At 39.7% G+C, this 24451-nt stretch carries 24 protein-coding genes; 16 read left to right on the forward strand and 8 right to left on the reverse strand.

Going from position 1 to position 24451, the window contains the following annotated elements; genetic code table 11:
• Positions 1-13 precede the first annotated feature (13 nt).
• Positions 14-1027, reverse strand: a complete 1014-nt coding sequence (glpX, locus tag QP437_RS04715; RefSeq protein WP_014064477.1) for a class II fructose-bisphosphatase — start codon at positions 1025-1027, stop codon at positions 14-16.
• 143 nt (positions 1028-1170) lie between these two features.
• Between glpX and QP437_RS04720 the strand changes: the two genes are divergently transcribed.
• From QP437_RS04720 to QP437_RS04780, 13 genes are all read left to right on the forward strand, one after another.
• Positions 1171-1389 (forward strand): cell division protein ZapB, encoded by a 219-nt coding sequence (locus QP437_RS04720; RefSeq protein WP_014064476.1) that lies wholly within the window; start codon positions 1171-1173, stop codon positions 1387-1389.
• Between the two features lie 51 nt (positions 1390-1440).
• Complete coding sequence (gene mioC, locus QP437_RS04725) at positions 1441-1878, forward strand: FMN-binding protein MioC (RefSeq protein ID WP_285267128.1); 438 nt, start codon at positions 1441-1443, stop codon at positions 1876-1878.
• Positions 1879-2307: 429 nt separating this feature from the next.
• The gene (gene mnmG / locus QP437_RS04730) at positions 2308-4197 is read left to right on the forward strand and encodes a tRNA uridine-5-carboxymethylaminomethyl(34) synthesis enzyme MnmG (RefSeq protein ID WP_054420075.1); all 1890 of its coding nucleotides are present in this window, start codon (positions 2308-2310) and stop codon (positions 4195-4197) included.
• A 170-nt stretch (positions 4198-4367) separates the two neighbouring features.
• Positions 4368-4979 carry a 16S rRNA (guanine(527)-N(7))-methyltransferase RsmG gene (gene rsmG, locus QP437_RS04735; protein ID WP_285267129.1) on the forward strand — a complete coding sequence of 204 codons (612 nt, stop codon included), beginning with the start codon at positions 4368-4370 and terminating at the stop codon, positions 4977-4979.
• A gap of 140 nt (positions 4980-5119) precedes the next feature.
• A complete protein-coding gene (locus tag QP437_RS04740; RefSeq protein WP_285267130.1) occupies positions 5120-5494 on the forward strand; it encodes an ATP synthase subunit I in 375 nt (124 codons plus the stop codon).
• 31 nt (positions 5495-5525) lie between these two features.
• Positions 5526-6314, forward strand: a complete 789-nt coding sequence (atpB, locus tag QP437_RS04745; protein WP_075916789.1) for a F0F1 ATP synthase subunit A — start codon at positions 5526-5528, stop codon at positions 6312-6314.
• 54 nt (positions 6315-6368) lie between these two features.
• Positions 6369-6623, forward strand: coding sequence for a F0F1 ATP synthase subunit C (gene atpE, locus QP437_RS04750; protein WP_005629249.1), 255 nt, complete (start codon positions 6369-6371; stop codon positions 6621-6623).
• 49 nt (positions 6624-6672) lie between these two features.
• On the forward strand, positions 6673-7143 hold the full coding sequence (gene atpF, locus QP437_RS04755) for a F0F1 ATP synthase subunit B (protein WP_005699161.1): 471 nt from the start codon (positions 6673-6675) through the stop codon (positions 7141-7143).
• Between the two features lie 12 nt (positions 7144-7155).
• A complete protein-coding gene (gene atpH, locus QP437_RS04760; RefSeq protein WP_197542617.1) occupies positions 7156-7689 on the forward strand; it encodes a F0F1 ATP synthase subunit delta in 534 nt (177 codons plus the stop codon).
• 12 nt (positions 7690-7701) lie between these two features.
• Positions 7702-9243: a F0F1 ATP synthase subunit alpha gene (atpA, locus tag QP437_RS04765; protein WP_111315334.1), complete on the forward strand. Its 1542-nt coding sequence runs from the start codon at positions 7702-7704 to the stop codon at positions 9241-9243.
• Positions 9244-9261: 18 nt separating this feature from the next.
• Positions 9262-10131: a F0F1 ATP synthase subunit gamma gene (gene atpG, locus QP437_RS04770; RefSeq protein ID WP_285267131.1), complete on the forward strand. Its 870-nt coding sequence runs from the start codon at positions 9262-9264 to the stop codon at positions 10129-10131.
• A gap of 16 nt (positions 10132-10147) precedes the next feature.
• Positions 10148-11521: a F0F1 ATP synthase subunit beta gene (gene atpD, locus QP437_RS04775; RefSeq protein WP_054420080.1), complete on the forward strand. Its 1374-nt coding sequence runs from the start codon at positions 10148-10150 to the stop codon at positions 11519-11521.
• A 30-nt stretch (positions 11522-11551) separates the two neighbouring features.
• Positions 11552-11980, forward strand: coding sequence for a F0F1 ATP synthase subunit epsilon (locus QP437_RS04780; RefSeq protein ID WP_177989728.1), 429 nt, complete (start codon positions 11552-11554; stop codon positions 11978-11980).
• A gap of 50 nt (positions 11981-12030) precedes the next feature.
• On the opposite strand, the gene ilvA is transcribed toward QP437_RS04780, so the two are convergent.
• The 6 genes from ilvA to QP437_RS04810 form a co-directional block, all read right to left on the reverse strand.
• Positions 12031-13572, reverse strand: coding sequence for a threonine ammonia-lyase, biosynthetic (ilvA, locus tag QP437_RS04785; protein WP_285267132.1), 1542 nt, complete (start codon positions 13570-13572; stop codon positions 12031-12033).
• Positions 13573-13658: 86 nt separating this feature from the next.
• Positions 13659-15497, reverse strand: coding sequence for a dihydroxy-acid dehydratase (gene ilvD, locus QP437_RS04790; RefSeq protein ID WP_285267133.1), 1839 nt, complete (start codon positions 15495-15497; stop codon positions 13659-13661).
• A gap of 363 nt (positions 15498-15860) precedes the next feature.
• A complete protein-coding gene (locus QP437_RS04795) occupies positions 15861-16583 on the reverse strand; it encodes a hypothetical protein (RefSeq protein ID WP_285267134.1) in 723 nt (240 codons plus the stop codon).
• 12 nt (positions 16584-16595) lie between these two features.
• Positions 16596-16814, reverse strand: coding sequence for an acetolactate synthase 2 small subunit (ilvM, locus tag QP437_RS04800; RefSeq protein WP_285267135.1), 219 nt, complete (start codon positions 16812-16814; stop codon positions 16596-16598).
• 1 nt (position 16815) lies between these two features.
• The gene (gene ilvG, locus QP437_RS04805) at positions 16816-18471 is read right to left on the reverse strand and encodes an acetolactate synthase 2 catalytic subunit (RefSeq protein WP_285267136.1); all 1656 of its coding nucleotides are present in this window, start codon (positions 18469-18471) and stop codon (positions 16816-16818) included.
• 185 nt (positions 18472-18656) lie between these two features.
• Positions 18657-19295, reverse strand: a complete 639-nt coding sequence (locus tag QP437_RS04810; protein WP_070775162.1) for a tellurite resistance TerB family protein — start codon at positions 19293-19295, stop codon at positions 18657-18659.
• Positions 19296-19454: 159 nt separating this feature from the next.
• On the opposite strand from QP437_RS04810, the gene QP437_RS04815 reads away from it, so the two are divergent.
• Positions 19455-20969: a sodium-dependent transporter gene (locus QP437_RS04815; protein ID WP_197542610.1), complete on the forward strand. Its 1515-nt coding sequence runs from the start codon at positions 19455-19457 to the stop codon at positions 20967-20969.
• A 2-nt stretch (positions 20970-20971) separates the two neighbouring features.
• Positions 20972-21070, forward strand: a complete 99-nt coding sequence (locus QP437_RS04820; protein ID WP_111327440.1) for a methionine/alanine import family NSS transporter small subunit — start codon at positions 20972-20974, stop codon at positions 21068-21070.
• A 57-nt stretch (positions 21071-21127) separates the two neighbouring features.
• On the opposite strand, the gene cpdB is transcribed toward QP437_RS04820, so the two are convergent.
• Positions 21128-23101 carry a 2',3'-cyclic-nucleotide 2'-phosphodiesterase gene (gene cpdB, locus QP437_RS04825; protein ID WP_285267137.1) on the reverse strand — a complete coding sequence of 658 codons (1974 nt, stop codon included), beginning with the start codon at positions 23099-23101 and terminating at the stop codon, positions 21128-21130.
• 229 nt (positions 23102-23330) lie between these two features.
• Between cpdB and QP437_RS04830 the strand changes: the two genes are divergently transcribed.
• On the forward strand, positions 23331-24335 hold the full coding sequence (locus QP437_RS04830) for an ornithine carbamoyltransferase (protein ID WP_285267138.1): 1005 nt from the start codon (positions 23331-23333) through the stop codon (positions 24333-24335).
• Positions 24336-24451 lie beyond the last annotated feature (116 nt).

Consider the following 24451-nt stretch of genomic DNA (forward strand, 5'->3'; position numbering starts at 1 on the left):
TCTTTTATTTTCACTAATTTCTTAAAATCTCATAGATTTCAGAATCTTTTCTATCGAGATAATGAATGGATTGGATTTTACGAATGGTGCGTGATTTACCACGAATTAATAAGGTTTCTGTGGTTGCTAAGTTGCCACGACGAGAAATCCCTTTGAGTAATTCACCGTGCGTAATTCCCGTTGCGGCAAAAACAAGATTATCATCACGTACTAAATCTTCTAATTTTAAGATTTCATTGACCTTCACACCTAAGGCTTCACAACGTTGAACTTCTTCAGCGGCAATTTTACGGTTTTCCTCTGTATCGCCTTTCACTTCATTACGTGGAATAAGACGAGCTTGCATATCCCCACCTAATGCACGAATTGCAGCAGCAGCTGCCACACCTTCAGGTGCACCGCCAATGCCATAAACCATATCCACTTCAGCATCCGGTAAGCAACATAAAACCGAAGCGGCAACATCACCATCTGGAATGGCCATCACGCGAATACCTAGATTATGCATTTGCTTAATCACTTCATCATGACGTGGTTTAGCGAGCACCATCACGGTTAAATCCGATAAGGATTTACCTAAACGAGAAGCCACACGGCGAAGATTTTGTTCAATCGGTAAACTTAAATCAATCATTCCTTTCACTTCAGGGCCGACGACCAATTTTTCCATATACATATCAGGTGCTTTTAAAAAAGTACGTTTACCACCAGCCGCCAATACTGAAATGGCATTTGATTGGCCCATTGCTGTCATTCTTGTACCATCAATCGGATCAACCGCAATAGAAACGAGCTCACCATTACCTGATCCCACTTTTTCGCCAATATAAAGCATTGGAGCTTCGTCAATTTCCCCTTCACCAATCACAATTTCACCGTCCATATGGATTAAATTCAGCATATAACGCATGGCTTTGACTGCCGCCTCATCTGCCGCATTTTTATTACCACGTCCAAGCCAAGTATAAGCCGCTAATGCAGCTGCTTCGGTTACTCTTGAAAATTCAATAGCTAATGCACGATTCATTTTTATCTCCCAATGCAAAAAGTCTCGCTATTTTATCACTAAGCAAACGTTTGCATAATAATTTTTGACAAGAGGCTTTTAAAAATAGGATTAAGTGGGTAGAATAAAGCCGTTTCGGACTTATTTTAAAAAAGGAAATCACTATGTCTTTAGAAATTTTAGATCAGCTTGAAGAAAAAATTAGACAAGCAGTAGAAACCATTCAATTACTTCAACTTGAAGTGGAAGAATTAAAAGAACAAAAAAATCAATCTCAACAAGCAGTAGAAGCGTTGCAACATGAAAACGAGCAACTTAGAAATGAACACCGCAACTGGCAAGAACACATTCGTTCATTGTTGGGTAAATTCGACAACGTATAATGACTATAAAGGCTTAGAAAATCTAAGCCTTTTTTCTTATTAGGAAACAATATGAATATTTGCGTGATTTCAGGCAGCACATTAGGCGGCGCTGAATATGTGGCGGAGCATTTAGAAGAGGTGTTAAAAACACAAGATTTTTTTACCGCACTTTTCCACGGACCAGAACTTGATGATGTGATTGATGAAAATATTTGGTTAATTGTCACTTCAACACATGGCGCAGGTGAATTACCTGATAATTTAAAACCACTCTTTGAGCAAATTGCGGCGTCAGATAAAGATTTCTCTTCCCTCCGCTTTGCTGTTGTAGGCTTAGGTAATTCAGATTACGATACATTCTGTCATGCCGTAAATAAAGTCGAAACACAATTAAGTGAAAAAAGTGCGGTCAAAATTTGCGAGAGTTTAAAAATCGATGTCTTGCATGTTGATGATCAAGAACAATTTGCGGAAGATTGGCTACCACAATTTATAAATGCACTTTAGTCATAATAAAGCGATAATTTGAGTTTATCGCTTTTTCTTTATCCATTATCAAAAAAATCACCTGTGGATAACTTTACTAAAACCTGTCAAAAACTTGTTCTTTTCCACTGAGTAAATATGATGATTGTTTTAACTGTGGATAAAATTAAAGGTTATCCACAAGAAAAAGACTCCAAACTGACGACATTTCAACACAGTCTAAAATGATCTAACTTCTTCATTTAAAAAAGGAAAATGATCTTATTCACAAAGTAAAAGGATCCTAATAGTAACAATAATAAGATCTTTATAAATAAATAGATCTTATCTTTATTACCTCTCGATCTTCTCTCATCACAGATTGAATTCTTACTTTCAAGCACACGTAATTTTCAGTAGAATAGCGCCTATTTTTAGATCGAAGATCAAATTGAAGACGAAGAGAGAGATATGTTTTACACCGAAAATTATGATGTGATCGTCATTGGAGGCGGTCATGCTGGTACAGAAGCGGCATTAGCACCAGCACGTATGGGATTAAAAACCCTATTATTGACACATAATGTCGATACCCTTGGACAAATGTCATGTAATCCAGCCATTGGCGGCATTGGTAAAGGCCATTTAGTGAGAGAAATTGATGCGATGGGCGGTCTTATGGCTCACGCAGCGGATAAAGCCGGTATTCAATTTCGTACTTTAAATAGCAGTAAAGGGCCTGCTGTACGTGCAACTCGTGCTCAAGCTGACCGTGTGTTATATCGTCAAGCGGTACGCATCGCACTTGAAAACCAACCAAATTTAGACATTTTCCAACAAGAAGTGACTGATATTTTAATTGAGCAAGATCGCGTTTGTGGTGTGGAAACCAAAATGGGGCTTAAATTCCGTGCTAAATCAGTTATTTTAACTGCTGGTACTTTCTTAGCGGGTAAGATCCACATTGGTTTAGATAACTATGAAGGCGGCCGTGCAGGTGATCCGGCATCCGTTACACTTTCTCATCGTTTACGAGATCTGAATTTACGCGTTGATCGTTTAAAAACCGGTACACCACCGCGTATTGATGCACGTACAATCAATTTTGATATTTTAGCTAAACAGCATGGTGATGAGGTTTTGCCTGTGTTCTCTTTTATGGGATCAGTGGATGATCACCCTCAACAAATTCCTTGTTATATTACCCATACTAATGAACAAACCCATGAAGTGATCCGTAATAACTTGGATCGCAGTCCAATGTATACTGGTGTGATTGAAGGGATTGGTCCACGTTATTGTCCATCCATTGAAGATAAAGTGATGCGTTTTGCGGATCGTAATTCACATCAAATTTATTTAGAACCAGAAGGCTTAACCAGTAATGAAGTGTATCCAAATGGAATTTCTACCAGTTTGCCGTTTGACGTGCAAATGGGCATTGTGAATTCTATGAAAGGTTTGGAAAAAGCTCGCATCATTAAACCAGGTTATGCCATTGAATATGATTATTTTGATCCACGTGACTTAAAACCAACGTTAGAAACTAAATCGATTTCGGGTTTATTCTTTGCTGGTCAAATTAACGGTACAACGGGTTATGAAGAAGCGGCAGCACAAGGCTTATTAGCAGGGATTAATGCAGGTCTTTATGTACAAGAAAAAGAGGCATGGTATCCACGTCGCGATCAATCTTATACAGGCGTATTGGTGGATGACCTTTGCACGCTTGGTACCAAAGAACCATATCGCGTATTTACTTCTCGTGCAGAATACCGTTTGTTATTACGTGAAGACAATGCAGACATTCGTTTAACGCCAATTGCCCATGAATTAGGTTTGATTGATGAGACTCGCTGGGCACGCTTTAATCAAAAAATGGAAAATATTGAACAGGAACGCCAACGCTTACGCAGCATTTGGTTGCATCCACGTTCTGAATATTTAGAAGAAGCCAATAAAGTGCTTGGCAGCCCACTTGTGCGTGAAGCCAGCGGTGAAGATTTATTGCGCCGCCCAGAAATGACCTACGATATTTTGACTTCTTTAACGCCATACAAACCGGCAATGGAAGATAGAGAAGCCGTAGAACAAGTGGAAATAGCTATTAAATATCAAGGCTATATTGAGCATCAACAAGAAGAAATTGAAAAACAAAAACGCCACGAAAATACGGCAATTCCAGCTAACTTTGATTACAGCAAAGTGTCTGGTTTATCTAATGAGGTACGTGCGAAGTTGGAACAGCATCGTCCAGTTTCCATTGGTCAAGCGAGCCGAATTTCAGGTGTTACCCCTGCAGCAATTTCAATTATTCTGGTGAATTTGAAAAAACAAGGGATGCTAAAACGTGGGGAGTAAACTTCTCAGGTATTGAAAGTAAAAGTGCGGTGAATTTTCATCGCACTTTTTTATATTACAAATTAAAAAGATGTAATTAGTAGGCTAAATTTTTTCTGAAATAAAAACACTAAGGATTTTAACTGCACTTTCAAGTAGAATGATGACAAACAGACAAGATAGATAGAAAAATGAAAGCAAAACTCGAAAATTTACTGGCTCAAGCAGAAATTCAATTAACCGATCTACAAAAAGATCAGCTGATTCAGTTGGTACAATTACTCAATAAATGGAACAAGGCTTATAATTTAACTTCTGTACGAGATCCGCAAGAGATGTTAGTAAAACATATCTTGGATAGTATTGTTGTTAGTCCTTATTTACAAGGAGATCGTTTTATTGATGTGGGAACAGGTCCAGGCTTGCCAGGGCTGCCTTTGGCCATTATTAACCCCACTAAGCAATTTGTCTTGTTAGATAGCTTAGGCAAGCGCATTAGCTTCATTCGAAATGCAGTACGTGAGTTAGGACTAACAAATGTAGAACCTGTTCTTAGCCGTGTCGAAGAATACCAACCTGAACAAAAATTCGATGGTGTATTAAGTCGTGCGTTTGCTTTATTAAAAGATATGACAGATTGGTGTGATCATTTGCCAAAACAAGATGGATATTTTTATGCTTTAAAAGGCATTTATCACGAAGATGAAGTTCAAGAATTAGATAAAAAATTCGAAGTAAAAGACGTGATAACTTTGCATGTACCAGAGCTTATAGGTGAGCGACATTTAATCGTTTTACGATAAAACACACTTTTTTTATGACTATTTTGTTAATTATTTTTTAAAAGTGTGATTTGTTTAACATTTTTTAGTGGTTTAAAAGTTGAAACTCTTTGTAGCACGGGTATAATTAGGTAGTTTTTGTATTTTAAAAAAATAAGATAATGTCTAAGGTTTTAACGCAGGCCAAAAATCGATATCAAAAAGCGATGATCATTGAATCAGTTTGTCTTGTTGTTTTTGGTTTGTTAGTTGCGCTTTGGCAAGGTGAAAGTGCGGTGGATTTTAGTTTAGGATTTATCTGTGCTTTTGTGCCATTTTGTGCTTTTGCTTATATTGTTTTTTTTCGCAAACAAGATTTCTCAACAAAATTAACGGCATTTTATCGTGGTGAAGCATTGAAATTTATGCTAACCATTGTGCTTGTGGGTGTGTCCTTTAAATGGCTTTCTATCTCACATTTTATTTCGTTTTTTGTTGGTTTTTTTACGGCATTAGCGTTGAATAATTTTATTCCGTTTTTGTTAAATAAATCTTAAATTTTTTTCTTTTTTCTACAAAGGGTTGACTATGTCTGGACAAACGACTTCCGAATATATTGGCCACCACTTGACCTTCTTAAAAACAGGTGATGGTTTCTGGAACGTTCACGTTGATACGCTCTTTTTCTCGATCGTATCTGCAGTGATTTTCCTGTTTATTTTTTCTCGTGTTGCAAAAAATGCAACGACAGGCGTACCAGGCAAAATGCAATGTTTGGTTGAAATTGTCGTAGGTTGGGTTGATGGCATTGTGAAAGAAAACTTTCATGGCCCGCGTAATGTGGTAGCACCAATTGCTTTAACCATTTTCTGCTGGGTATTCATCATGAATGCTATTGACTTAATTCCTGTTGATTTTCCTCCTCAACTTGCCAGTCTCTTTGGTATTCACTACTTGAGAGCTGTGCCAACGGCAGATATTAGCGCAACCTTAGGTATGTCGATCTGCGTATTCTTCCTTATTCTTTTCTATACAGTTAAATCAAAAGGTTTTAGTGGTTTGGCGAAAGAATATACACTCCATCCTTTTAATCATTGGGTGTTTATTCCAGTAAACTTTATTCTTGAAACCGTAACTTTATTAGCGAAACCTATTTCTCTTGCTTTCCGTCTATTCGGTAATATGTATGCAGGGGAATTAATCTTTGTTCTTATCGCTGTGATGTACTCTGCAAATGTGGCCATCGCGGCATTGGGAATTCCGTTACACCTTGCTTGGGCTATTTTCCATATTTTGATTATTACGTTACAAGCATTCATCTTTATGATGTTAACGGTCGTTTATTTAAGTATTGCTTATAACAAAGCAGATCATTAATCATTTTTTATTAACCGGCTCTAGGGCTAAACTTAACTTCTATTGGAGAACATTATGGAAACTGTAATTACAGCGACAATCATTGGTGCATCAATCCTTCTTGCATTTGCTGCATTAGGTACTGCAATCGGCTTTGCGATCTTAGGTGGTAAATTCTTAGAATCATCTGCTCGTCAACCTGAATTAGCATCTAGCTTACAAACTAAAATGTTTATCGTGGCAGGTCTTTTGGATGCGATTGCAATGATTGCTGTTGGTATTTCATTACTTTTCATTTTCGCAAACCCATTCATCGGTTTATTACACTAATCACCTTATTTGCTTATCAACGTAAAACAAGCATAGTAAGGAGGACGTTGTGAATTTAAATGCAACATTGATTGGTCAGCTTATTGCGTTCGCACTTTTCGTGTGGTTCTGCATGAAGTTTGTTTGGCCACCAATTATTAATGCGATTGAAACACGTCAAAGCCAAATTGCGAACGCGTTAGCGTCAGCTGAAGCAGCGAAAAAAGAGCAAGCAGATACTAAAAATCTTGTGGAACAAGAACTTTTATCTGCAAAAGTACAAGCTCAAGAAATTTTAGATGCTGCTAATAAACGTCGCAATGAAGTGTTAGACGAAGTGAAGGCAGAAGCCGAAGAACTGAAAGCAAAAATTATTGCTCAAGGTTATGCTGAAGTAGAAGCAGAACGTAAACGTGTTCAAGAAGAATTACGTGTTAAAGTGGCTTCATTAGCAGTGGCTGGTGCTGAGAAAATTGTGGGTCGTTCTATTGATGAAGCGGCAAACAATGACATTATTGATAAATTAGTTGCAGAGTTATAAGAGGCTTAGCTTATGTCAGAATTAACTACAATAGCTCGCCCTTATGCAAAAGCTGCATTCGACTTTGCCATTGAACAAAGTGCGGTCGAAAAATGGACTGAAATGTTAGGTTTCGCTGCTGCCGTAGCTGAAGATGAAACGGTAAAAGCTTACTTAAGTAGTTCTCTTTCTGCACAGAAATTAGCTAATACAGTAATTTCTATTTGTGGCGAACAATTGGATCAATATGGGCAAAATCTTATTCGGTTAATGGCTGAAAATAAGCGTTTGAGTGCGATTCCTACCGTGTTTGAAGAATTTAAACATTATGTAGAAGAACACCAAGCTATTGCAGAAGTTGAAGTAACTTCCGCACAACCATTGAATGCAACACAAATCGAAAAAATTGCAGCTGCAATGGAAAAGAGATTAGCTCGCAAAGTGAAATTAAATTGCAACGTAGATAGCTCACTGATTGCCGGTGTGGTTATTCGTACTGAAGACTTTGTGATTGACGGAAGTAGCCGTGGGCAACTTGCTCGTCTCGCAAACGAGTTGCAATTATAAGAGGAATACAAGATGCAACTAAATTCAACTGAAATTAGTGAATTGATTAAAAAACGCATCGCTCAATTCGACGTGGTGAGCGAAGCCCGTAATACAGGGACAATCGTTTCTGTAAGTGATGGGATTATTCGTGTTCACGGTTTAAGCGATGTAATGCAAGGTGAAATGATCGCCTTGCCAGGCAACCGTTACGCAATGGCACTTAACCTTGAACGTGATTCTGTTGGTGCGGTAGTAATGGGTCCTTACGCAGATTTAGCGGAAGGTATGGAAGTACAATGTACTGGCCGTATCCTTGAAGTACCAGTTGGTCGTGGTTTATTAGGTCGTGTGGTAAACACTCTTGGTCAACCAATCGATGGCAAAGGCGAAATTGAAAACGATGGTTTCTCTCCTGTTGAAGTTATTGCGCCAGGTGTTATCGATCGTAAATCTGTTGATCAACCAGTACAAACTGGTTATAAGGCGGTTGACTCAATGGTTCCAATCGGTCGTGGTCAACGTGAGTTAATCATCGGTGACCGTCAAACAGGTAAAACAGCATTAGCAATCGACGCAATCATCAACCAACGTGATTCAGGTATTAAATGTATCTATGTCGCGATCGGCCAAAAAGCTTCTACAATCGCAAACGTAGTACGTAAATTAGAAGAACACGGTGCACTTGAAAACACTATCGTTGTTGCAGCGTCAGCGTCTGAATCAGCGGCATTACAATACCTTGCACCTTACTCAGGTTGTGCAATGGGTGAATATTTCCGTGATCGCGGTGAAGATGCGTTAATCGTTTACGATGACTTATCAAAACAAGCCGTTGCTTATCGTCAAATTTCATTATTATTACGTCGTCCACCAGGTCGTGAAGCATATCCAGGTGACGTATTCTATCTACACTCACGTTTACTTGAACGTGCTGCACGTGTAAATGAAGAATACGTAGAGAAATTCACTCAAGGCGCAGTAAAAGGAAAAACAGGTTCTTTAACCGCTCTTCCTATTATTGAAACTCAAGCGGGTGACGTTTCAGCATTCGTTCCAACTAACGTAATTTCGATTACCGATGGTCAGATTTTCTTAGAATCTAACTTATTTAATGCTGGTATTCGTCCTGCGGTAAACCCTGGTATTTCGGTATCTCGTGTGGGTGGTTCTGCACAAACTAAAGTAGTGAAAAAATTAGCTGGTGGTATCCGTACTGCATTGGCTCAATATCGTGAATTAGCGGCGTTTGCTCAGTTCGCATCTGACCTTGATGATGCAACCCGTAAACAACTTTCTCACGGTGAAAAAGTTACTGAATTATTGAAACAAAAACAATATGTACCGCTTAGCGTAGCAGACCAATCTGTGTTGCTTTTCGCGGTTGAGTTTGGCTATTTAGAAGATGTGGAATTGCAAAAAATTGCAAGTTTTGAAGCCGCACTTTTAGATTATGCTCGCCGTAACCACAGCGAGTTTATGGCTGAATTGACCAAAACCGGTAACTACAATGATGAAGTTAAAGCATCATTGAAAGCGATTTTGGATAACTTTAAAGCCAACAGCGCGTGGTAAAAGTAACGGAGAAATAAGATGGCAGGTGCAAAAGAGATAAAAACCAAAATTGCCAGTGTACAAAGTACACAAAAAATTACTAAGGCAATGGAAATGGTGGCAACCTCGAAAATGCGTAAAACGCAAGATCGTATGGCTGCTTCTCGTCCGTATTCTGAAACAATACGAAATGTTATCAGCCACGTCTCTAAAGCAACTGTTGGTTATAAACACCCATTTTTAATTCAACGCGAAGTAAAAAGAGTCGGGATCTTAGTGGTCTCGACTGACCGCGGAATGTGTGGCGGTTTGAACATTAACTTGTTTAAAACTGTGATGACAGAAATCAAACAATGGAAAGATAAAGGTGTTACTGTTGAATTGGGCTTAATTGGCTCAAAAGGTATCAGCTTTTTCCGCTCATTAGGATTACCTGTTCGTGCACAACTTTCCGGTTTGGGTGATAATCCGGCAATGGAAGATTTAATCGGGGTCGCAAACGACATGTTTGATGTCTATAAAGACGGCAAAGTAGATGCAGTTTATATTGCCTACAATAAATTCGTTAATACAATGGCACAAAAACCCGTTTATCAACAATTGATACCATTACCGGCATTAGAAACCGATAATTTAGAGCAAAGACAAAGCACCTGGGATTACCTTTACGAGCCAGAGCCAAAAGTCTTATTAGACAGTTTGCTTACTCGTTATTTGGAATCACAAGTGTATCAATCTGTGGTAGATAACCTTGCTTCCGAGCAAGCTGCTAGAATGGTAGCAATGAAAGCGGCAACTGATAATGCAGGTAATTTAATCAATGACTTGCGATTAGTTTACAATAAAGCCCGTCAAGCAAGTATTACAAATGAATTAAACGAAATCGTCGCCGGCGCGGCAGCGATTTAATAAAAGAGGAACGGTAATGTCAGCAGGAAAAATTGTACAAATCATCGGTGCGGTGATTGACGTTGAATTCCCACAAGATGCAGTACCAAAAGTTTACGATGCATTAAAAGTTGAATCAGGTTTAACCCTTGAAGTTCAACAACAATTAGGTGGCGGCACAGTTCGCTGTATCGCATTAGGTACATCTGATGGCTTAAAACGTGGCTTAAAAGTAGAAAATACTGGTAACCCAATTCAAGTTCCAGTAGGGACTAAAACTTTAGGTCGTATCATGAACGTATTGGGTGAACCAATCGATGAGCAAGGTGATATTGGCGCGGAAGAAAATTGGGCTATCCATCGTCCAGCACCAAGCTATGAAGAACAATCTAACAGTACGGAATTACTAGAAACTGGTATCAAAGTTATCGACTTAATTTGTCCATTCGCAAAAGGTGGTAAAGTTGGTCTATTCGGTGGTGCAGGTGTAGGTAAAACCGTTAACATGATGGAATTAATCCGTAACATCGCGATCGAGCACTCAGGTTACTCCGTATTTGCGGGTGTAGGTGAACGTACTCGTGAAGGTAACGACTTCTATCATGAAATGAAAGATTCTAACGTATTGGATAAAGTATCATTAGTTTACGGACAAATGAATGAGCCACCAGGTAACCGTTTACGTGTTGCGTTAACCGGTTTAACTATGGCTGAAAAATTCCGTGATGAAGGTCGTGATGTATTATTTTTCGTGGATAATATCTATCGTTATACCCTTGCTGGTACTGAAGTATCTGCGTTATTAGGTCGTATGCCATCTGCGGTAGGTTACCAACCTACATTAGCAGAAGAAATGGGTGTACTACAAGAACGTATCACTTCAACCAAAACAGGTTCTATCACCTCTGTACAAGCGGTATACGTACCTGCGGATGACTTAACTGACCCATCTCCAGCAACAACGTTTGCGCACTTAGACTCAACAGTTGTATTAAGTCGTCAAATTGCGTCTTTAGGTATTTACCCTGCGGTTGACCCATTAGATTCAACCTCACGCCAATTAGACCCACTTGTTATCGGTCAAGAGCACTATGATGTAGCGCGTGGCGTACAAGGTATCTTACAACGTTATAAAGAATTGAAAGATATCATCGCAATTCTTGGTATGGACGAATTATCTGAAGAAGATAAATTAGTGGTAGCACGTGCACGTAAAATTGAACGTTTCTTATCACAACCGTTCTTCGTTGCTGAAGTATTCAACGGTACACCAGGTAAATATGTTTCTTTAAAAGAAACTATCCGCGGCTTTAAAGGTATTTTAGACGGCGAATACGACCATATTCCAGAACAAGCGTTCTACATGGTCGGTACAATCGACGAAGCGCTAGAAAAAGCCAAAAATATGTAATCACTTCAAGTCATTTGAAGGAGAACAAAAATGGCGACATTTAACTTAATAATAGTCAGCGCAGAGCGAAAAATCTTTGAAGGTGCTGTGAAACAAATCCAAGCAACAGGTGTGGAAGGTGAACTTGGTATTTTACCAAACCACACCCCTTTAATGACGGCTATTAAGCCGGGGATTGTTAAATTCACCCTTGAAGATGGCAAAGAAGAAGTTATCTATGTTTCAGGCGGCTTCTTAGAAGTTCAACCTAAAGTAGTGACTGTGCTTGCCGATGTTGCAATTCGCGGTAGCGAGTTAGATGCAGATCGTATTCTTGAAGCAAAACGCAAAGCTGAAGAAAATATCGTGGCTCATGTTTCTGATGTGGATTATGAGCTTCTTGTAGCTAAACTTTCTAGAGAGTTAGCGAAACTTCGAGCTTACGAGCTTACTGAAAAACTCGTTAAATCAAAACGATAAGTTTATGATAATAAAAAAGAGCGGTCATTTTGACCGCTCTTTTTTTGTTTCTATCTTAAGAAATATCGATAAGCTTTACTCTCACTTACATCTTCATAAACATAGCCGAGTTGTGTTAAAGCTTGCTCAAATTCTGCGTTATCTTTTTCTTCTAATTGGAATGCTGCAAGGATATTACCGTAATCGGCGCCATGCGCACGATAGTGGAACAATGAAATATTCCAGCGTTTACCTAATATTTCTAAGAATTTCAGTAGAGCCCCTTTTTGTTCTGGGAATTCAAAGCTATAAAGTCGCTCATTACGGTTTGAAACGCGTCCGCCCATCAAGTAACGAATGTGTGTTTTAGCAATGTCGTCATCAGACATATCTTCAACATCAAAACCGTTTTTCGTTAAATCAGCAATAATGTCTGCTTTTTCTGCTTCATTAGTCGTTCGCACACCAACAAAAATGCAAGCTTTTTGGTTATCTGCATAACGATAACTAAATTCTGTTACTGCACGATTACCGATGACATGGGCAAATTTTAAGAAACTGCCAGGTTGTTCAGGCATAGTTACAGCCAATAAAGCTTCACGGTTTTCACCAATTTCGCAACGCTCTGAAACATAACGTAATGTATGAAAGTTTAGGTTAGCACCAGATAAAATCGCTGCCATGTTTTTGCCTTGAATATTGTGCTGTTTGACGTATTTTTTCAGACCGGCTAAACCTAATGCACCAGATGGTTCTGATACCGCACGCACATTTTCGAATAAATCTTTCATTGCGGCACAAACTTCATCGCTATCCACCAACACCATTCCATCCAAATATTTCTGGCATAAACGGAATGTCTCATCACCAATACGTTTTACTGCTACACCGTCAGCAAATAGAGCAACGTGAGCTAAATCTGTAGGTTCACCTTTTTCTAAAGCGGCGTTCAAACAGGCTGAATCTTTGGACTCGACACCGATCACTTTAATTTCCGGCATAAATTGTTTGAGTAAAATTGCTACACCAGCGGCGAGACCACCGCCTCCGACTTGTACAAAGACATAATCCAAATCGGCCACCTGTTGTAGCATTTCCATTGCCAATGTGCCTTGACCAGCGATCACCAATGGATGATCAAAAGGTGGAATAAATGTCATTTGTTTAGACTTCGAAAGCTCAATAGCTTTAGCTTTAGCTTCATCAAAATTGGCTCCGTGCAGCAACACTTCGCCACCAAATCCACGGACAGCATCCACTTTAATGCTTGGTGTGTTTTGTGGCATAACGATCAATGCTTTTAGCCCGAGTTGTTTCGCTGATAATGCTACGCCTTGCGCATGATTGCCCGCAGAAGCAGCAATAACACCAGCCTGTTTTTGTTCATCAGAAAGGCTAGAAATCATTGCATAAGCACCACGCAGCTTAAAGCTATTTACTGGCTGTCGGTCTTCACGTTTAATCCAAATATTATTATGCAGACGGTCAGATAATTTCCCCATTTTTTGTAGCGGGGTTACAGTAGCGGCTTCATATACTCTGGAGCCAAGTTTAACAATCGCGTTAACGTAATCCGATTGAGAGGGTTGAGGATTGGTGAGTAGGTTTTTCATGATATTTGTTGTTTATGATGAAGTGCGGTTAATTTTTTCTTTATTTTTATCCTCCTCTCTTTTATGAGAGGAGGAGCGATTAGAGATTATTTTAATAGACTTTTATCACGCACCGCGCCTTTATCTGCGGATGTGGCAAAGTGACCAAACACTTTTAATGCAAAGGATACTTCACGTTCACGGTGAGCTGGTTGCCAGCCTTTGACATCTTGCTCGGTACGGCGTTTTGCTAATTCTTCATCGCTGATTTTAAGATTAATCGAGCGATTTGGAATATCAATTTCGATAACATCATCATCATGGACTAAACCGATCGCACCGCCAGATGCCGCTTCAGGAGAGGCGTGACCGATAGATAAGCCTGATGTACCGCCAGAGAAACGACCATCCGTTAATAAAGCACATTTTTTACCTAAGCCCATCGATTTTAAGTAGCTGGTTGGATACAACATTTCTTGCATACCCGGGCCGCCTTTTGGACCTTCGTAGCGGATGACTACTACATGGCCTTCTTTCACTTTACCGCCTAAAATGCCAGCCACAGCATCTTCTTGGCTTTCAAATACGATAGCACGGCCTGTGAATTTCCAGATAGACTCATCTACACCCGCTGTTTTTACGATACAACCATCTTTAGCGATGTTACCAAACAATACCGCTAGACCGCCTTCTTGAGAAATCGCATTTTCTTTGTTACGGATACATCCACTTACACGGTCATCATCTACGCTATCCCAACGACAATCTTGGGAGAAGGCTTGTGTGGTGCGAATACCAGCAGGGCCGGCACGGAAGAATTTGTGTAATTCTTCGTCTTTGTTACGAATAATATCGTATTGATTTAATTGTTCTTCTAGTGTTGTTCCTAACACGGTTTTGGTGTTACGGTGGATTAATCCTGCGCGATCTAATTCACCCAATAAGCCCATGATGCCACCTGCACGGTGCACATCTTCCATGTGGTATTTATTGGTGTTTGGTGCGATTTTGCTTAAGCAAGGGACAACACGGGATAAGCGGTCGATATCAGCCATTTGGAAATCTACGCCAGCTTCTTGAGCAGCCGCTAATAAGTGTAAAACGGTATTACTTGAACCACCCATAGCAATATCTAAACTCATGGCATTTTCAAAGGCTTCAAATGTACCGATTGAACGTGGCAGTACACTTTCATCATCTTGTTCATAATAGCGTTTGCAAAGCTCAACAATTTGACGACCAGCTTTTAAGAATAATTCTTTGCGGTCAGCATGGGTCGCCAACATCGAGCCATTGCCTGGTAAAGATAAACCTAACGCTTCCGTTAAGCAGTTCATGGAGTTAGCGGTGAACATGCCTGAGCAAGAACCACAAGTAGGGCAAGCACTTCGCTCAATTGCATCAATACGCTCATCGCTTACATTCGGATCTGCCGCTTCAATCATCGCATCCACTAAATCTAAGCGAATAAGTTGATCGGATAATTTCGTTTTACCCGCTTCCATTGGGCCGCCTGAAACGAAGATTGCTGGAATGTTTAAACGCATTGCCGCCATTAACATTCCCGGGGTGATTTTGTCACAGTTAGAAATACATACCATCGCATCAGCACAGTGAGCATTAACCATATATTCTACGCTGTCCGCGATTAAATCACGGCTTGGTAAGGAATAAAGCATCCCGCCGTGGCCCATTGCGATTCCATCATCCACCGCAATGGTATTGAATTCTTTTGCCACGCCACCAGCTTTTTCAATTTCAGCGGCAACCAGCTGACCCATATCTTTTAAATGAACATGCCCAGGTACGAATTGGGTGAAAGAGTTCACCACCGCAATAATCGGTTTACCAAAGTCATTTTCTTTCATCCCTGTTGCACGCCATAAGGCACGTGCACCCGCCATATTACGACCCTGAGTACTGGTCGCTGAACGTAGTTTTGGCATAAATAATCTCTCCAAGTAAATTTTTGTTAAAGTTCGTTATGTTGTTTAATTTCTTCGTTAATGAATACTGCCAAATCTCCCCTCCCCCTCTTTGCTAAAGAGGGGGGAATCTTTAGTTAATGAGCAACAATTTTCTCACTTTCATTTTAGTTAGCTAAATCATAAACGCTAAGATCTAATTTTATCTCATTTCAATCCCCTCTTTAGCAAAGAGGGGGAGGGGAGATTTGGCAGAAGATAATACGAAGAAATTATTTGATAAAATTAAGTTTATAAATGCAATTATTCAGATAAAGAGCCTATCGATTAAAATAAAAGTGCGGTCAGATTTTACAGTGATTTTTAACCGCACTTTATTGCTATTTAACGGAATGGACATAAATCAATGAATCCACTTCGTTCATTCAGACAACCTATCATCGCAACCGGAATCCACAATGGAGCCGTTAAGATTATTAGTGGCGCCGTAAGTATATTTTCACCAGTGTCCGAAAGGCTATATGATTTACTGGTGGTATAAGTCGTACGATAAACTGTCGCCATAATAGGCTTTGTCAGTTTATATTTTGCTAGTAATTCATCACGATTTTTATATTCTTGGATAATGCCATCTGCCTTGTACGTTTTAATATAAAAAACATCAAGTTGAGATGAAATACCAAAATCTTCTTTTATCCCTTGTTTAACCTTGTCTTTTGCTTGAGATGCTTGTGTAAAGTTAAATTGACTGACTAGTTCATCCTGTTGTTTTTTCGTTAATTTATCTGCTTTAACAAGCACTTTTAAGTATGATGAAGCCCATTGCTTTTTCTCCTCATTCAAATATATATAAAGTTTAGGTGATACTTTTTCTATTGATTTTGCATGGGGGCTATTAAGGAATGTCGATAAATTAGAAACGTCTTGCCCTTTAAATTCAAAACTTTCTTTATCAGTAAAAACAAAAAGTCTGCCATCTTGGCTAAACATAAACATTTGAATTGGTTCTTTACTTGATGTTACATCAGATTCAGTATTTTTATCTACAGTACATGCTGACAAACAAAATAATGAACACAGCATTATGAATGATAAGAGCTTTTTCATTTTTAAGTTCCTTTACTTAATTTCAATCACATCCGGCAATTTCGCCAACTGATTCACCAACAAATCAAAAGTGCGGTCAGATTTTACAGTGATTTTTAACTGCACTTGGGTTTCTACCAATGCCATATCCATATTAGTCACAGTGAAGCCGCGTAAACGAATAACGCGTAATACACGTTCTAAAACCTCTGGGCGATGTTGAGCAATCAAGTCAAAAGTATATTGGTTCATCTTAAATTTCCTCCAACATATCCGTGTTGCATGCACCTGGCGGCACTAATGGCCACACACATTCTTCAGGTGGAATGCATACTTGCAATAAATAGGCAGTTTCACTATTTAATAAACGATTAAGTGCCGCATCTACATCATCAGCGCGCTCAATGCGTTCAGCTGGAATATCAAAGGCTTTTGCCAACATCACGAAATCAGGGTTATCTTCTAAAATGGTTTCAGAGCGGCGTTTATTCCAGAAAAGGTCTTGCCATTGACGCACCATACCAAGGCGTTGGTTATCTAACAGCAAAATTTTCACTGGTAGTTTGCCGCGTTTGATTGAACCTAATTCTTGAATGTTCATCATCAATGAACCATCACCTGTCACTAAAATCACTTCATCATGAGGACGTGCTTTTTTCGCACCTACCGCTGCAGGTAAACCAAATCCCATGGTGCCGAAGCCCGCAGAGGTAATATAGTTTTCTGGCGCAAAATGACGCATATGTTGTGCAGACCACATTTGGTGTTGGCCAACATCGGTACAAATCACCGCATTTTGAGGTTTACGCTGAGAAAGTGTGTTGAGCAATGACCAAGGGTCAATCGGTCGGTTGCCTGCATTATCGATATAAGTGAAATCGAGTTTGGCTTTTAACGCTTGAATGTGTTCACGCCAATCATCAATCGCAAGCGGAATACTTAAAGCTTCTAAGGCTTGAATTAAATCACCTTGAAGGGCGACATTAGCAACACGGAGTTTGTTAATTTCCGCAGCATCAATATCACAATGAATGACTTTAGCTTGTGGTGCAAAACTGTCTAATTTGCCCGTCACACGGTCGTCAAAACGCGCACCGCACACTAACAATAAATCACATTCGTGCACGGCAATATTGGCCGGTCTTGTGCCGTGCATACCAATCATACCCATATAAACGGGATCAGTCGGGTCAATTGAGCCTAAACCTTTCAATGTCGAAACAGACGGCATTTTGGTAATTTGTAGGAATTTTCTGACCGCTTGCGTTGCGTTTGCCATACCTACGCCTCCACCAACATAAAGCACAGGTTTTTTCGCTTGCGCCAATAACGCTTTAGCTTCCGCTAATTTTAATTCTGAAAGTGCGGTTGGTTTTACGGTTGGTTTTACAATGGGTTTGATATGTTCTGGTACATCGCCAACTTGAATATTGCGAGGAACGTCAATTAACACTGGGCCTGGTCTTCCGCTTTGTGCAATTTGGAAAGCAGAAGCAATAATTTCAGGTAGTTCTTCAACAGATTGAACTATGTAGCTGTGTTTGGTACATGCAAGGGATAAACCTAAAACATCGGCTTCTTGGAAGGCATCTGTACCGATAAGAGGGGCTGCCACTTGGCCAGTAAATGCCACGATGGGTACAGAATCAGCAAAGGCATCGCCTAAACCTGTTACTAAGTTGGTTGCACCTGGGCCTGATGTTGCGACACAAACACCCACTTTACCTGTAGAGCGAGCATAACCAATTGCGGCGATTGCGGCACCTTGTTCGTTACGGCAAAGAAGATGGTCAAGACCTGAGTCATAGATGGCATCATAGGTTGGCATGATTGCCCCGCCTGGGTAGCCGAAAAGATCGGTTACGCCATGCGCTTTTAAACATTGGATAATGAGTTGTGCGCCTGTCATGTTGCTTCCCGTTTTTATGATTATTGAATAATTTTATAAACACTGAAGTTCAGCATTGTAGCGGAATTTTTCGCCTTTGGTTAGGTTTTAGCGAAAAAACCAATGAAAAAAACACGATAACAAACATTATCGTGTTTTTGAATGAAAAGTGCGGTCAGAAAACATGATGTTTTCTTTGCGTAAAATTAGAAGCCTGCTTGTTTTTCTAATTGTTCCACAAGCGCATCGTCTAAGCCTAACGCTTTTGCTAAGTCTGCTAAGAAAATGATTTCTTTGCGAGATAAATCTTTGCTTACTAAACGAGCTGCTAAGTACACATTGCTTGCAAGTGCAGTATCGTTACCTACAAGACGTGCAATTTCGTTGATAGAAATTGGATTTTGGATTTCTTGTGCAAGCCATTGTGCTAATTCAGGGTTGTTACCCGCTTCGTTTGCAATAGTTTGTTTTTCATCTTCAGTAATTTCACCATCAGCTGCCGCAGCTGCGATCATGGTGCGTAAAATTAATTCGCCTGCATCGACATGGCTTGATGAATTTAATACATCAAACGCATTTTCTGAGATGTTTGGTTGGCTGCTTTGTTGGGATTTTTGATAGTTTTGGTAAGCTTGATAAGCAAGGTTACCTAAAACGGCAAGTGAGCCTAATTTTGCTAAGCTTGCACCACCGCTACGGCCTAAAATCATCGATAAGATACCGCCTAACGCTGCACCACCACCTACTTTTGTAATAGAGTCGATAGTTTGGTTGCCGGTTTCAAGTTTGCTTGCAGAGTTTTTAGCGACATTTAAAACTTGATTTAAAATGCTGTTGATATCCATAAATGTTTCCTTTTGGTTGTTAATAGAGATTAAATTTGGCCTTTAGACAGTAAATTTTAAAAAAAATTCACTATTTTTAACCGCTCTTTTAACCAAGTCCTTGACTCGGTTTTAGAATTCATTATATTGAAATCTTTCTTCATTAAAAAGGAACTTAATATGACGCAGTCAAACGCAAAGCGTGAGACCTTCTCTGGTCGGAAAGCATTTATTATGGCGGCAATTGGATCCGCTGTTGGTTTAGGAAACATTTGGCGTTTCCCTTATACCACTTATGAAAACGGGGGCGGTGCATTTATTATCCCTTATCTTATTGCACTTTTAACCGCCGGTATTCCATTGCTTTTCTTAGATTACGCAATCGGTCATCGCCATCGTGGTGGTGCACCACTTTCTTATCGTCGCTTTAACCCGCACTTTGAAGTGTTTGGTTGGTGGCAGGTGATGGTGAACGTCATCATCGGTCTTTACTACGCAGTAGTATTAGGTTGGGCGGCAAGCTACACCTACTTCTCACTTAATTCTGCCTGGGGCGATAAACCAATTGATTTCTTCCTACACGAATTCTTAAAAATGGGCGATATCAGCAATGGTGTGAGCTTTGAGTTTGTTGGTATGGTGACAGGCCCATTAATCGCAGTATGGTTAGTCGCATTAGGCGTACTTTCTTTAGGTATTAAAAAAGGGATTTCTAAATCTTCAGACATCTTAATGCCTGTTTTAGTGGTGATGTTTGTGGCGTTGGTTGTTTATTCTTTATTTCTACCGGGTGCAGAAAAAGGTTTAAATGCGTTATTTACACCAGATTGGTCAAAATTGTCTAACCCAAGTGTGTGGATTGCGGCTTACGGTCAAATCTTCTTCTCTCTTTCTATTTGTTTCGGGATTATGATCACTTATGCGTCTTACCTGAAAAAAGATTCTGATTTAACAGGAAGTGGTTTAGTTGTTGGCTTTGCGAACTCAAGCTTCGAAGTACTTGCAGGTATCGGTGTATTTGCGGCATTAGGTTTTATTGCAGCTGCACAAGGTGTGGAAGTGAGTGAAGTGGCAAAAGGCGGTATTGGTTTAGCCTTCTTTGCATTCCCAACCATCATTAATAAAGCACCATTTGGTGAAGTGTTAGGGGTATTGTTCTTCGGTTCATTAACTTTCGCCGCATTAACTTCATTTATCTCTGTTATTGAAGTAATCATTTCAGCAATTCAAGATAAACTCCGTTTACGTCGAGCAAAAGCGACCTTTATTGTGGGTTTACCAATGATGGTAGTGTCAGTAATTTTATTCGGTACCACAACCGGTCTACCAATGCTTGATGTGTTGGATAAATTCGTAAACTACTTTGGTATTGTAGCGGTAGCATTTGTTTCATTAATTGTGATTGTAGCAAATGAAAAACTTGGCTTATTAGGTAACCACTTAAATGAAAGCTCTTCATTCAAAGTCGGTTTCCTATGGCGTTTATGCATTGTAATCACTACGGGTATTCTTGCCTTTATGTTATTGAGTGAAGGTGCGAAGGTATTTACAGAAGGTTATGAAGGTTATCCAAGTTGGTTCGTAAATACCTTTGGTTGGGGTATGGCAATTTTACTTGTAGTCGTTTCGTTCATTCTTTCTCGCTTAAAATGGAAAAATGAAGAGAACTTCAATCTTGAAGAAAAAGGAGAATAAAGATGACAGGTATTGCACTTACAATGATGATTGTGTCGCTTTTGATTATTTGGGGCGGCTTGATCTTTGCTTTAATCAGACTTCCAAAAGAAGAAAAATAAGGTCAAAATTGACCGCACTTTGATATAAGTAGGGCGTGCTCAGCACGCCCTTTTTTGTTATTTCGATAAATCGATTTGATATACCGCAAAGCCAACTTCATCAGTGCCGACTTTCTTCATTGGGTATTGTGCATTGTCTTGAATAAATTTCGCTGCTTGTTCGCTTGGCGAGGTTTCAAAACGCACGTCTAATTTGTCGTTACCTTTAATCGGTGCAAAACGCCAGTTTTTATCCGCACTTGGGTTTACATGACCATGTTTTTCACTTTCTGCTTTGATGTAATCGGCAAGGATTTGGCGGTTTTCATCAGGAGAAGCATAAACGATATGCGCATCGCCAGTACCTGGGAATTTATTACCATAAGCACGATAGTTGTTAGTCGCAATTAAGAATTCTGCTTTTGGATCAACCGGTTTACCTTGGTAAGTTAAATTCACCACACGGTGTGAGTTCGGGTTAATCAATTTACATTCGCCGTCATAACGTGCTGGTTGAGTCAGGTCGAATTCATAATTTACGCCGTCAATCACATCGTAGTTATAAGTACGGAAACCTTCCCAATCAAGTAAAGATTGTGGTTTGTCGCTTGCAGGATCGATTTGTTTGAACATACCCGCGCTACATTCCAACCATTCTTTCAATTCTTCACCGGTTGCTTTCACCACAACTAATGTGTTTGGATAGAGGTATAAGTCTGCTGCGTTACGGAAGGTTAATTCACCTTTGTTCACTTCTGTATAGCCAGTAGGATCATTTTTACGTCCGCCCGCTTTAAATGGTGCGCCTGCACTTAAAATTGGTAAGCCTGCCATTGCTGCAACACTTGGCGCTACTTTTTCAACATAAGCTTTTTGTGCTTGGTTCACAATTTGAATAGTTGGGTCATCTTGCACTAAGGCTAAGTAGCTGTACATGTTATCGGTAGCTTTACCGATTGGCTGTGCCACGAATTCACGAGTGGCTTCATGCACAGGTTTTAAAAGTGCGGTCAATTCTGCATCACTTTCTGTGGTCGCTTTTTTGTTTTCAGCATCGTAAATTGGGCGAAGTGCCGCTTTACCATCAGCCACTAACCATTTGCCGTTGTGTTGAGCAAGGGTTAAGTCAATCACGCTGATATTGTTTGCCCAGTAACCTGCCATACTTTCAGGCACGCCTTTCACGGTACCTTTAGCAATATCTGCATTTGGTGATTTCGCGAACTCTTTGTTTGGGAATAAACGGTGAGAGTGACCGAAAACAATCGCATCAATGTGTGGTACATCAGCAAGGTAGAATGCTGAGTTTTCTGCACCTTCTTGATATGGCTCATCAGATGGGCCTGTGTGCGCAAGTGCCACAATAATATCTGCGCCTTTTTGTTTCATTTCTGGCACATATTTTTGTGCGGTTTTCACGATATCGCGCGTTTCAACTTTGCCTTGTAAATTTGCTTTATCCCATACCATAATTTGTGGTGGCACAAAACCGATATAACCGATGTTTAGTTTATGTGTTTTACCTTGGCTATCCACCACTTCTTTGGTTTGAATCACATAAGGCGTGAAATAGGGCTCTTCAGTACCGACTTTCACTACGTTGGCATTGATGATTGGGAATTTTGCTTGTTTAATCGCATCCGCTAAATAATCTAAGCCATAGTTAAACTCATGGTTACCTAATGTCCCTACTTCATAGTGCATTGCATTTAAACAATCTACGGCTGGGTTTGATTTACCTTCTTTATAACCTTTAGCTGCTTGATAGTCAGCGATTGGGTTACCTTGGATTAAGTCGCCGTTATCAACTAAAACGCTGTTTTTCACCTCTTGACGAGCTTGACGAATCAAACTGGCTGCACGGGTAAAACCGAATTTCTCAGTCGGTGCATCTTTGTAGTAATCGAAGTCAGTTAAAAAACTGTGAATATCGGTTGTTGCCACAATACGTAAATCGACTTGCGTGTCACCTTTCGCAAAAGCAAAACGGCTCGCACTTAACGCTAAAATGCTGCTTGCGCCAAGTTGGATGAAATTTCTTCTGTTGATCATATGAGCTCCTGTTGTGTAAGAATCGGCAAGATTTTAAAGCTCTTTTATATATAAAGAAAGTGCAATATAAAGTTATGAAATGAAGTGTGATATGCATCACAAAATAAGGGATTGAATTTGGTTGCAAAACTTCACGTTTGGGACAAAAATAAGGTATCCAATCCGCTAAAAATAACTTGATTCACAGTAAGGTAGCCATTTATTGATGGCATCCGATAAGGAGATCGCTATGGCTTTTAATCTTAAAAACAGACACCTATTGAGTCTTGTTCATCATTCAGAACGCGAAATTAATTATTTGTTAGATTTATCCCGTGATTTGAAACGTGCTAAATATGCAGGAACAGAGCAGCAACAACTTAAAGGTAAAAATATTGCGCTTATTTTTGAAAAAACCTCAACTCGTACTCGTTGTGCTTTTGAAGTGGCCGCTTATGATCAAGGTGCACAAGTGACTTACATTGATCCAAATTCCTCTCAGATTGGGCATAAAGAAAATATGAAAGACACGGCTCGAGTTCTTGGGAGAATGTATGATGCGATTGAGTATCGGGGCTTTAAACAAAGTACTGTCCAAGAACTTGCAGATTATGCTGGTGTGCCGGTGTTTAATGGTTTAACGGATGAGTTTCATCCTACACAAATGCTCGCGGATGTTCTCACGATGATTGAACATTGTGACAAGCCACTTCGTCAAATTAGTTATGTGTATATTGGTGATGCACGTAATAACATGGGGAATTCTCTTTTACTGATTGGATCAAAATTAGGGATGGATGTGCGTATTTGTGGTCCTAAAGCCCTATTACCAGAAGCCGGTTTTATTGAAATGTGTAAAGGTTTTGCCAAAGAAAGTGGTGCGCGGATTACTGTAACAGAAGATATCGACAAAGCCGTAAGAGGCGTTGATTTTGTGCATACCGATGTTTGGGTTTCAATGGGCGAGCCATTAGAAGCTTGGGGAGAACGTATTAAGTTATTGCTTCCTTATCAAGTAACGCCAGAACTCATGAAGCATACGGGTAATCCAAAAGTAAAATTCATGCACTGTTTACCTGCATTCCATAATAGCGAAACTAAAGTGGGTCGCCAAATTGCAGAAAAATACCCTGAATTAGCAAATGGCATTGAAGTGACTGAAGAGGTATTTGAGTCTCCGATGAATATTGCATTTGAGCAAGCAGAAAACCGTATGCATACGATTAAAGCGGTAATAGTTTCAAGTTTAGCTTAGTATTGAAAATTAGATAAAATGTGTACCGTTTTTTTAATTCTAAATTTTGAATGAATTCTTAAGTTGTTCGTTGTGATTTTTTATTATTTATGTGAAATTTTATGTTATTTTTTGAT

The sequence above is a fragment of the Haemophilus sp. UMB1048 genome (assembly GCF_030218125.1).
Taxonomy (GTDB): domain Bacteria; phylum Pseudomonadota; class Gammaproteobacteria; order Enterobacterales; family Pasteurellaceae; genus Haemophilus_D.